Below are 11136 nucleotides of genomic sequence, written 5' to 3'. Positions count from 1 at the left end.
CTGGCATAAAAGTCAAGTTTGAAGTGATCACTGACCAATATATGGATGTCATTAAGACTCGGTTGATTGGTGATGCTGCTCCTGATGTCTTCTATGTAGATGCCCTAGATGCTCCCTTACTCATGAGTCATAGAGTTTTGGAACCTCTTGATGATTACATCACTGAGGACCTAGATTTAGATGACTTTGCTCCCCATCTATCCGAAGCCTTCCAATCCGATGGCAAAACCTACGGATTACCTAAGGATTTTACAACCCTTGCCCTTTTCTACAACAGAAAATATTTCGATCAACTTAGTATAACTCACCCTCCCCAAACCTGGGAAGAGTTAGAGGACTATGCCAAAAAATTGACCAGGGATACAACTCACAATGGCAGGGTTGACCTATATGGGTTGGGAATGACGCCACAACTATCTCGTCACTACTTCATGATCAAAGCCTTTGGCGGTGAGTTAGTTGACCAGAAGGGCAAGGCTGTCTTCGCGACTCGCCAAAGCCTATCAGGTCTAACACCTTTGATGGATATGTATCGACAAAACCCTTCTGCTGCCATACCGTCAGACGTTGGAGCCAGTTCTGGAAGCGAAATGTTTGGCCAAGGCAAGGCAGCAATGGTTATTGAAGGTAGCTATGCGATTCCTTACCTACAACAGACATTTCCCAAGATTGACTTTGGCACTGCGGAAGTTCCCAGTATCGGTAACCACAAAGGAAGCATGGTTTATACCGTTGCTTATGTCATGAACAAGCAAGCTAAAAATAAAGAGGCTGCCTGGGAACTTATTTCCTATTTGACTGGCAAGGAAGGCATGAAAGCTTGGGCGAAGGGAGGACTGGCAATCCCGGCTCGGAAATCGGTCATATCAGAACTTGGCTATGAACAGAATCCTCTGTACACCCCCTTTATCGCTGGTGCTGAGTACGCCACAATTTGGCAAGGGGATGAACAATTGCCAATATTTATGACCCATTTCGACAATCAGTTTCTTAGTGCTTTACTGGGTGAGCAATCTTTGAAGTCAGCCATGAAAAAAGCACAACAAACTGCTAACAAAGAAATTCAAGCAAGTAACTACTAACAAATGTCACTAGCTAAAGCTCAACTTGAAGTTGACCAAAACGTCAAATCGAGGGATGTCAAATTGAAGGGATTTTGGCAGAAAGCCAAAGTTAGGGAAGCTATATCTGGCTACCTCTTCATGGCTCCTACTATTCTAGTTTTAGGAACCTTTTTGATTGCACCAATTATCTATGCAATCTTCCTTTCATTCCATAAGGTTGAAATTTTAGGAGGGCTGAGTTATCGATTTGTTGAGTTAAAAAATTTCCTTCGTACCTTTGACGATGAGCGAGTTTGGATTGCGCTAAAAAATACAATTGAGTATGTCATTATTGTTGTTCCTTGTCAAACAATCCTGGCTCTGGTTTTAGCTCTAGTCCTAAATAAAGAAATTAAAGGAAAAAAATGGTTTAGGATTATTTTCTTTCTCCCGACTGTCACTTCTTCAGCAGTTTTAACCCTAATATTTATCTGGATTTATAATTCTAATGGTCTACTTAATGGATTACTAGACTTTTTTGGTTTACCAACCTATAACTGGCTAGGAGACCCAAGCGTGGCTCTCAAATCCATTATGATTATGAATATTTGGTCTACAGCACCGTTTTTCATGGTGATTTACCTGGCTGCGCTACAAGATATACCTAGATCCGTTTATGAGGCGGCAAAACTCGATGGTGCCAATGAGTTCGATCAGTTCATAAATATAACCGTTCCTTTACTCAAACCAGTTACATTTTTCGTTATGGTTATGGGTGTCATCGGTACGTTTCAGTTATTCGACCAGTCTTACATCTTCTCCGGTGGCACCGGTGGTCCAAACAACTCAACCCTGACGGTTGTGCTTCTGATCTACCAGTATGCGTTTAGAAGTCTGGATATGGGTTACGCCGCTGCACTGGCCTTAATGTTAGCTGGTGTAATTCTAGTGACAACACTGATTCAACGCGGCTTCTTTAGAGAAGAAAAAGCGAATTAGGAGATCAAATAAGAGTGAATAATTTTCGTTGGATCAGAGGGATATTTTATAGCATTCTTATCCTCTATGCCATTATTACGTTTTTACCTTTTGCTTGGGCTTTATCAGCCTCCTTTAAACCCCTTGAGGAAATTATCGCTGGCGGGTTGAATTTTATACCCCATGATTTTACCTTCGATAACTACCGCAATATTTTTATTGAATCCCCTTTGTTTGGGCGCTGGTTTGTAAACAGTGTCTTGGTTGGTGTTTGTGTAACAGGATTGAATATTATATTTAACTCCATGGCAGGTTATGCCTTAGCCAGAGTTAAGTTTCCAGGTAATTCATTATTGTTGGGCATAATCTTAGCAGTTTTGATGATTCCTGGACAAGTCACCCTAATTCCTGGTTATTTAATCTTAAAGTCTTTGGGATGGCTCAATACCTACCAAGGATTGATTGTACCGAGTGCAGTGAATGCCACCTTTATTTTTATGATGCGGCAGTTCTTTATCAATTTTCCTAAGGAACTTGAAGAAGCTGCTGCCTTGGATGGATTAAGTCGCTGGGAAACCTTTTGGCAGGTTGTCCTGCCTTTAGCCAAGCCAGCTTTGGCAGCACAAGCGATCTTTATTTTTATGGGGTCTTGGAATAATTTCTTAATGCCCCTAATGATTACGTCTGACCCAGGAATGTTTACCCTTCCCTTAGGTTTAAATACCTTTAAGGGGCAATACATTAGTTATTGGAACTACATTATGGCAGCCTCAATGGTCTTTACTATACCGGCTTTGGGGATTTACGCCTTCTTCAATCGTTACTTTATCTCTGGGGTAACATTTACTGGCTCTAAAGGATGAGCTGGTGAAAGTGTAAAGGGTCAACTCCGACTAATCACAGAGAAACTGATATGCCAATGGCAAGGTCAAGAGCTTCCCGCTTTTAATGCAGCGAGGTCTTGGGGGTAACCCCAAGACCTCGCTTTTGTTTTCGTCAACCTGTGAATTTTTGGAAGATTGACTATTGACTTTGACTGACTTTGACTTTTAACCTCAAGGACTCTCAACCTTGGCCAAAAGGCCACGGGTGCGCGTTCAACCTTGGCCAAAAGGCCACGGGTGCGCGTTCAACTATTAACAACCATTAACCTTGATGTACTATTTTCTGAACCTGTTCAGGAGTCAGCTGCTCAACATTATTAAAAACCGCTGTTGCACCAGCAGCTTTTAGCCTCTCTCCATAAGCCTCCCGGTGTTCTGGTATTTCCTGCACATGAGGGGGTAAAATCCCTACCCCAAACCAAACTCGTTCTGGATGAGAGTCTCTGGCTTTTTCAACAGTGTACATGTCAGCAACTGTGTCACCAACGTAGATAACTGGCAATTTCACCTTAACTTGGTGGTTCTGTTCTAGTTGTAGAACTACGGCAAACAGTCCTGTAGGGTCAGGCTTACCAGGAGCATCCTCCATCGCCATTAAAACAGGCCGTTCGAGACCAAGTCGTCCTTCTAGGGCATAGTTCGCTTCCTGTCGTGTTGCCCCACTGAAAAATCCCCAAGGAATCCCTGCTGTGGTCAAACTCTCTAAATAACTGGGTTGTAACAATAACGGTTCGTCACAAATGTACCCAGTCCAATGGTTGGGATCTGTTCCTCGATAGCGAGAATTGAAAAAATCAACAAGGGCTTCATAGTCGAGAGGTAAATGCGATGCTCTGGAAGAGCCGCTACCCGAACGCGTTTTCCCTTGAGCCTCAAAGTATCGATAAACTAATTCTCGCGATGCCTCCCAGTCGTTATTCCATAGCCCTTCTGATTTAAGTTGGTCAATCTCTACCATAGTGGGTCGATAGGCACCACCAGTGTAATGGTCTACCGTATCTGCGATCGCTCTACGGTAAGAACCACTAACGTCACGCACCACGCCATCAATGTCGAACACCACTATGGCATTAAAGTTAGGAATAAATGTTTCTGAACTAGGCATCATGCATTAGGGGCTAGTTGAGCCAATATTGCTGATCAGCACCAATAGTACCAACAATTTGATCACAAACCTATCCCTGAATCTTGATCAAGAACAGTCTTCTTGCGCTAAAATCATCAATTGTACAATAGATTATAGTTAAAGATAACCTGGGATATCTGAGGGAGGCCTGATTGTCAAAATTTCTATTAAAAGTTCTCTGGCTAGATGATAATGTAGCCTTGGCAGTTGATCAAATTGTCGGCAAAGGCACCAGCCCATTAACTTGTTACTTTTTCTGGCCCCGGAACGATGCCTGGGAACAGCTCAAGGATGAGATGGAAGCCAAACACTGGATTACTGAATCTGATCGCATTGAAATCCTCAACAAAGCCACTGAAGTTATTAACTACTGGCAAGAGGAAGGTAGGCGTAGACCTATGTCTGAGGCTCAGGCTAAGTTCCCGGAAGTCGTTTTTACTGGTAGTGCTTAATCCAGCCTTGCTGATTAATCTAATGATTGAGGGGAATTGGGAATTGACCACTCATCTGACCATAGTTGAGATGATTCCTTAGTTTAACAACTTCCTTAATCGAATTACCTTAATCCAAGTAACAGACTGACCTTGACCAACTCCAGACGCTCCCCTACCCCCCTGTTTCGGGGGGGGTTTGGAGAGCGCGGAGCTTATAGGGTTTAAATCCCTTGCTTACTTCGTTTACCGGATTAGAATTTACCGTTGCGTTACTAAACCATGCCACCAGCAGCTTGAAAGCGAGCACGGGCTTTCTTATAGGCTTGAGTTGCTTGGATTTTTTCTTGGGTATTCTCCTCGCTTTGAAGTTCTTCTAGACGAGCTTTTGCTTCGTTGAACTCAAGACCTGCAGCATCCTTGTCAATTTCATCTTTGGACTCAGCACCATTGACAAGAATCGTCACTTGATTATCTTCAACTTCCACAAATCCACCCATAAGAGCAATTGGTATCCACTCTTTGTCTGAACGAATTCGCATCACACCAGTATCCAGCGCTGATAACAGAGGAGCATGATCACTCAATATCCCAAGCTGACCGGTAGTGCTGGGTAAAATTATTTCCTGTGCTTGGTCATCCCAGACAGTTTTGTCGGGAGCAATAATACGAACAGTTAAAGCCATCAGCAGAATGAATTGTTTTTGTTGGACCTTGGAAGTTTAGCAGCTTGAAAGTTACAGGTTACAGGTTGAAGGTTACAGGTTACAAGTTAACCTTCAACCTTGATAACCTTATTAGCATCAAACCTGACTTAACTCTTTAGTTTTTCAGCTTTAGCGATCGCTTGGTCAATACTGCCCACCATGTAGAAGGCTTGCTCAGGAAGGTCATCCAATTCCCCTTTCAGAATCATTTGGAAGCCTTTGATAGTATCGTCCAAGCTAACATACTGACCAGGAGAACCAGTGAAGACCTCAGCTACAAAAAACGGTTGAGACAAGAAGCGCTCAATCTTGCGGGCGCGAGCCACCGTTAGTCTGTCATCCTCGGACAATTCATCCAAGCCCAAAATCGCGATAATGTCTTGGAGTTCCTTGTAACGCTGTAGAGTTGCCTGCACAGAACGAGCTGTTCCGTAGTGGTCTTCTCCCACAATGCTCGGTTGCAGCATGGTTGAATTAGAATCGAGGGGGTCCACAGCCGGGTAAATTCCCTTAGATGCTAGGCCACGGGACAACACCGTTGTACCATCCAAGTGAGCAAATGTAGTTGCTGGGGCTGGGTCGGTCAAGTCGTCAGCTGGTACATATACTGCCTGAATGGAGGTAATTGAACCCTCGTTAGTGGAGGTAATCCGTTCTTGCAGAGCACCTACGTCTGTTCCCAAAGTAGGTTGATATCCTACAGCAGAAGGCATTCTTCCCAAAAGAGCAGACACTTCCGAACCAGCTTGTACAAATCGGAAGATGTTATCGATAAACAGCAACACGTCCTGCTTGTTAACATCCCGGAAGTACTCAGCCATGGTCAAAGCTGACAGACCCACCCGCATCCTCGCACCGGGGGGTTCATTCATCTGACCATAAACTAGGGCAATTTTCGACTCGTTTAGATCATCCGGGTTGATCACCTTGGATTCCATCATTTCGTTGTAGAGGTCGTTCCCTTCACGGGTACGCTCTCCCACACCGCCAAATACTGATACTCCACCGTGTTTCGTGGCGATGTTGTTGATCAACTCCATCATGATCACGGTTTTGCCGACTCCAGCGCCGCCAAAAAGACCAATCTTACCACCACGTCGATAAGGAGTCAGCAGGTCGATTACTTTAATACCCGTCTCGAATACTGAGGGCTTAGTTTCCAGCTCAGTTAACTTGGGAGCAGGGCGGTGAATTGGGAAGCGCTGCTCAGATTCTGCCGGTCCTCTGTTATCTACTGGTTCACCCAAGACATTGAAAATCCGTCCTAAGGTAGCCTTGCCGACGGGTACACTAATGGGGGCACCAGTATCAATAACTTCCATACCCCGCACCAGACCGTCTGTACCACTCATGGCAACAGAGCGCACTTGGTTATCCCCGAGAAGCTGCTGCACTTCGCAGGTCACAGCAACATCTTGTCCAGCTTCATTTTTGCCTTCAATTCTCAAGGCATTGTAAATCTGCGGCATTTTGCCGCTGGGAAACTCTACGTCAACAACCGGACCGATAATTTGGGCAATAGCGCCCGTGTTTGTTTGTTCTGCGGTGCCTACCATATTGCGCTTATTTAGTCAAGCTATTGTTACAGATTTTGGAAAACAGTCTTAACATTTAGTAATGCCACTCTCCAGATTACCACTGTTGGGGTTCAACCGTATCGCAACTTGATCCCAAATTAAATATAAACAGGACTTTAGCTTCCATCCCTTAGGGGTGGGCGAGCATCCCTTGGTTCATAATCACCTTCAAAGGTGATCCCATAATTTTTCAGTCAAGTAATAGGCTCAAGTTAAACAGACACCCCACACCCGTTCGCCCGATCAACTGACCTACTTTTCAGGTAGCTTGTCACTCCTTGAGCTACTAGAGACTTACTCTTCTTCTTCGTCTTGAGTCAAGGCTTGGGATTCTTCCTCTCGTAGCTTGTCCTTAAAGGGTTGGGATTCTTCCTCTCGTAGTTTTTCCTTAACTCGTCGGATGGGTAGATTAGCAATTAGTGCTGTTGTCCGTTGGTTGCTTTCTAAGGAAAACTCTGACCCCTCGGGATCAATCTCAACATAGTGAGAGACCACCTTCAGGATGTCTTGCCGCATCGACTCCACCATTTTAGGACTTAGGTCAGAGCGATCGTGGGCAATTACCAGTTGGAGGCGGCGCTTAGCCTCCTCACGGCTGCTTTGAACACTCCTCCAGGAAAAAAGTTGTTCTAGAATTTCGATAATCATGGGGCTTTTTGGAGTAGTGAATAATCACACAGGGGTAGAGGGAAGAGGCTCTTTGGCAAGACTAGTTGTTGGCAATTCACAATGTAAAACCTTATTGGAACAGGCGGCGTAAGCGGCTGATTAGGTTGTCGTGTTCTGCCATCAGGTCGAGGAAGGAAATATTTGCACCTTCTAAGCGTGCAGCAATGTTTTCAATGGCAATTCCAGGCAGGGTTTTCTTTTCTGATAAGATTAAGGGTTCACCCTGATTACTGGAGACAATCACCCGTTCGTCTTCGGGGATAACACCAATTAGGGGAATAGCAAGAATTTCTTGGACATCTTGAACTGACATCATCTGATCCGCTTTTACCATTGTGGCTTTCAGGCGGTTGACAATTAGGCGGGTATTTTTGATTCCTTCCGCTTCCAGTAAGCCAATAACTCGGTCAGCATCCCGCACTGAGGTAATCTCTGGTGTAGCAACGATTAGGGCTTCAGTAGCTGCCGTAACTGCATTTTTAAACCCACTTTCGATTCCTGCTGGAGAGTCCACCAAGATGTACTCGTAATTCTTGGCTAACACCCCCAACAACTTTTTCATTTGGTTGGGGTTAACGGCTTCTTTGTTACGACTTTGGGCTGCCGGTAACAGGACTAGTCCTTCCTGCCGTTTGTCTTTGACCAAAGCCTGGTCTAAGCGGCACTGACCTGTTAATACTTCAATAGCCGTGTAGACTACGCGATTTTCTAGTCCCAACAGCAGGTCTAAGTTTCTCAAACCAAAATCTGCATCCACTAAGGCAACTCGACGACCCAAACGAGCTAGGGCTAAACCTAGATTGGCGGTAATGGTAGTTTTACCCACCCCTCCTTTGCCAGAGGTGACAACAATAATTCGACTCATGAATTCAACGACAAGTGGGTTTTAGCAACATCAGCAGCTCTAGCAATACGAATTCCAAGGGAAGTCACGTAAGCTACTTCAGGATAGTACTGAAGTGGCGGTGTCTCCGGTGCCCTAGCTACAGCATCAGCAATCCGCAACTGGGTGGGTTCCATTTTTAATGCCATAATCCGACATTTTCGATTACCATTCGCACCGGCGTGGGCAATGCCTCGTAGATGCCCCCAAACAAATATATCCCCAGCTGCGATCAATGCACCACCAGGGTTCAAGTCTCCTATTATAACAATAGTGCCAGGGTGACGGATCTCTATACCAGAACGCACGGTCATTTGTAAGTACAGAGGTTCTGCGAGTAATTCAGTAGGTTGATCAATCTTTTGATTCAAAGAGTACTTAGGAGTTTCTTGTTCTACTGAGTACCCAGCAGCTGCAGCAGCCACAGCGGTTTGTCGGCGCGTGGTGTAAACTCGCTTTAGCCTTAACTGGACTGCCCCAAGGGCATCAGCGATCGCTTGTAGCTTCATCCCATCCAGCAATTGATCCCCAGCCATCAGATCCACACTGGATTCAGGCTGCCAAAAGCGCTCTCCACCATTGAGGCGATGCTTGAATTGTTCCCATAGGTCCGACCAATTGGCAGTACTAGGGTTTTTAGTGGCTGGTGGCAAGATCAACAACAGCCGTTTCCCCTCACTTTTTAAGCGAACTTGCCCTTGGCAGTTAACTACCGAGTTGCGGTCGTCGGAAACCGTTGAAACTGGTGATGGTTGGGCAGAATCAGAAGTCATGCAACAAGGAGCTAGATTAGTTAACGCACCGAAGATAGATTCTTCCGTGATCATACCTTCTTCAGCAAGTTCTGCTGGATAACTGTTGAGAATTTTAGCTAATGGTGGTATGGGGCAAAAGGGGAATATACTTAAATAGTGCTATTGCTCTGTCACCCCACTCCCACAACCGATATCCTGTCAAACATTCTTACTCTGCACTCAATCGACGGTAAACCGTGACCAAGCCATTCACATCTCCCACATTGCCAGGAAATAGCACTACAGGTAAATTAGGAAACTGGGGATGGTCAGCAGAGGTTAGTACCATTGAGCATCCAGGCAGGATCTGACCCAGTAGTCGTGCTGACCTCAAAGCCAGACCAGTACTTAAGACATCATTGGAGGTAATACCCCCTTTACTGATTAAAAACCCAATATCTTTAGGTAATCCCCTCACGATATCCATCAATAAGCCTGAAACTACTGCTCCAAAGGCCAGCCGTTTCTGGACATCCTCAAAAACCAATTCCTGGCGAGAGGTATAAACCACCGGTGTTTTACCACCACTGTGAATTTCCTGAACCCGCTCGAGAATACTTGCCAAAAGTTTTGCCCGTTGCTGTTCGGATTCATCTAGTAAATTAGCTACATTTACCTCAATCCCGCCAATCCCAGATCCTCCCAATAACTGCTCCAGCTGTTGGGTAGTCTTTTTAACGTGGGAACCCACAATCACAACTCCTGGTTTCCCCTGTCGGACATACTGAGCCATATCTATAGGAGCTACCGGTTGGGGGCCAAGACTAGCAAGGGAGGTTAAAATACTAGCAGCAGAGCGAAACAGAAAGCGTTTCCCTTGGCCAGCAGCCTTTAAGACATCTGCCGCAAATTGATCTAAATCCCCTTGGGTTTCCCCATCCACAACGCCACACTGGTTATTGCTAAGTTTGAGAAGACGCTCCAAGCTACCGTTACGAATATCTGCTAGTAAAAACCGCTCGACCGCATCAGCCTTGATCTGACCTTTGGTCTTTTCTTCGACATAATCGGGTAAATAACTATGGCGATATCCAAATACCGAGTCACGGGCAAACTCCGTTTCATGCACTGGTGTTCTATTACCATCAATGATTAGGTAATGCACACTATCGACAGTTACTCGTCCTCCCTCAAAGAATGCGGGGACTAAGAAATGGGCATCAAATGGTCCGACTTCCTGGGCGATTACATCAGTTTCGACAGGATAATGCCCCCGCAAGGTGGAGTCAGAGCGACTGACTACCATAAAATCTGTAATTCCTTCAGCATCTATGGCCATTTTCAGGTTATGGCAAACTTCCCGAGTCACAGTTGCTGCTTGCTCTGGGTTAAGAGCTCTGGTATTAGTAAGAATAAAAAAGATTGGGGAGTCATCCCTTAGTCCCAGCCGCAATGTATCCACATCCCAGTGCATCAGCAACAAGCAGCTGTGAACAGTCTGGGAGCCAGTCGGATCATCATCGAGGACAATAATTTTTGGTTTTTTGCTCATTTCCTAAGCCTGTCATTGAAATCAGTTATTTACGATGGTAATCGGGAATGGGTAATCGGGAATAGGTAATTGCTGATTCTGATAGCAATGCTTCTAATGATTAGGACATAAAGCTAAATCAATCGGGATATTTATATAAAATATAATAGCACAATGCCATTCACTAAAAAACAAAATAACAACCAATTAATTATTTTGCTTATCAACTAGTTTTAAGGCTCTCAAGATAGTTCTAATAAACTTTAGATTGTCTAGTAACACATCTTACGAATTATTAAAAAATCTATAAAATTATTGATAGTTGATAAGGTCAAAAAAATCAGCTATAATTATAAGTATAGACCAGTGGTAACTGATTCTTAATAACTAGTTATACTTCCCTGATCTTATCCATTACCTAGTTTAACGAGGATGTTAACGTTTAATTTATATAATTGCTATATAATAAGGGGTCACTAAGCAGCAATAATTTACAGTTTATAAACTATTTGTCCACTATATTGTCAGATCGGAAGAGCGTCGTGTAGTTGGAACCTACAGTCAATCTCTAAT

At 44.4% G+C, this 11136-nt stretch carries 11 protein-coding genes; 4 read left to right on the top strand and 7 right to left on the bottom strand.

The genetic code is table 11. The annotated features are described in order from the left end of the window. From F6J99_RS33450 to F6J99_RS33440, 3 genes are all read left to right on the top strand, one after another. Nucleotides 1-1082, top strand: a 1082-nt coding sequence (locus F6J99_RS33450; RefSeq protein WP_293119530.1) for an ABC transporter substrate-binding protein, incomplete at its 5' end; no start/stop codon positions are given. A gap of 63 nt (nt 1083-1145) precedes the next feature. Continuing rightward, a complete protein-coding gene (locus F6J99_RS33445; protein ID WP_070396551.1) occupies nt 1146-2042 on the top strand; it encodes a sugar ABC transporter permease in 897 nt (298 codons plus the stop codon). Between the two features lie 14 nt (nt 2043-2056). After that, a complete protein-coding gene (locus F6J99_RS33440) occupies nt 2057-2884 on the top strand; it encodes a carbohydrate ABC transporter permease (protein ID WP_293119528.1) in 828 nt (275 codons plus the stop codon). 283 nt (nt 2885-3167) lie between these two features. Here the strand turns inward: F6J99_RS33440 and F6J99_RS33435 are convergent, their stop codons facing one another. Then, nucleotides 3168-4010 carry a TIGR01548 family HAD-type hydrolase gene (locus F6J99_RS33435; RefSeq protein ID WP_293119526.1) on the bottom strand — a complete coding sequence of 281 codons (843 nt, stop codon included), beginning with the start codon at nt 4008-4010 and terminating at the stop codon, nt 3168-3170. A 173-nt stretch (nt 4011-4183) separates the two neighbouring features. Between F6J99_RS33435 and F6J99_RS33430 the strand changes: the two genes are divergently transcribed. After that, nucleotides 4184-4483, top strand: coding sequence for a 30S ribosomal protein PSRP-3 (locus tag F6J99_RS33430; RefSeq protein WP_070391912.1), 300 nt, complete (start codon nt 4184-4186; stop codon nt 4481-4483). 254 nt (nt 4484-4737) lie between these two features. Here the strand turns inward: F6J99_RS33430 and atpC are convergent, their stop codons facing one another. The 6 genes from atpC to F6J99_RS33400 all read right to left on the bottom strand — a co-directional run bounded on the left by atpC (nt 4738) and on the right by F6J99_RS33400 (nt 10584). Further along, entirely contained in the window at nt 4738-5148 is a 411-nt protein-coding gene (gene atpC / locus F6J99_RS33425; RefSeq protein WP_293119524.1) for an ATP synthase F1 subunit epsilon, read from the bottom strand. 128 nt (nt 5149-5276) lie between these two features. Further along, the gene (gene atpD / locus F6J99_RS33420) at nt 5277-6725 is read right to left on the bottom strand and encodes a F0F1 ATP synthase subunit beta (RefSeq protein ID WP_293119522.1); all 1449 of its coding nucleotides are present in this window, start codon (nt 6723-6725) and stop codon (nt 5277-5279) included. Between the two features lie 315 nt (nt 6726-7040). Further along, nucleotides 7041-7394, bottom strand: a complete 354-nt coding sequence (minE, locus tag F6J99_RS33415; RefSeq protein ID WP_293119520.1) for a cell division topological specificity factor MinE — start codon at nt 7392-7394, stop codon at nt 7041-7043. 91 nt (nt 7395-7485) lie between these two features. Next, nucleotides 7486-8280, bottom strand: coding sequence for a septum site-determining protein MinD (minD, locus tag F6J99_RS33410; RefSeq protein ID WP_293119518.1), 795 nt, complete (start codon nt 8278-8280; stop codon nt 7486-7488). Further along, on the bottom strand, nt 8277-9125 hold the full coding sequence (gene minC, locus F6J99_RS33405; protein ID WP_293119516.1) for a septum site-determining protein MinC: 849 nt from the start codon (nt 9123-9125) through the stop codon (nt 8277-8279). Before minC ends, minD begins: the two co-directional genes overlap by 4 nt. Before the next feature lie 136 nt (nt 9126-9261). Further along, nucleotides 9262-10584: a four-carbon acid sugar kinase family protein gene (locus F6J99_RS33400; RefSeq protein ID WP_293119514.1), complete on the bottom strand. Its 1323-nt coding sequence runs from the start codon at nt 10582-10584 to the stop codon at nt 9262-9264. Nucleotides 10585-11136 lie beyond the last annotated feature (552 nt).

Source organism: Moorena sp. SIO4G3, assembly GCF_010692305.1.
Lineage (GTDB): Bacteria > Cyanobacteriota > Cyanobacteriia > Cyanobacteriales > Coleofasciculaceae > Moorena > Moorena producens_A.
The sequence above is the reverse complement of the archived record's forward strand: the minus strand, read 5'-3'. Positions and strand labels throughout refer to the sequence as shown.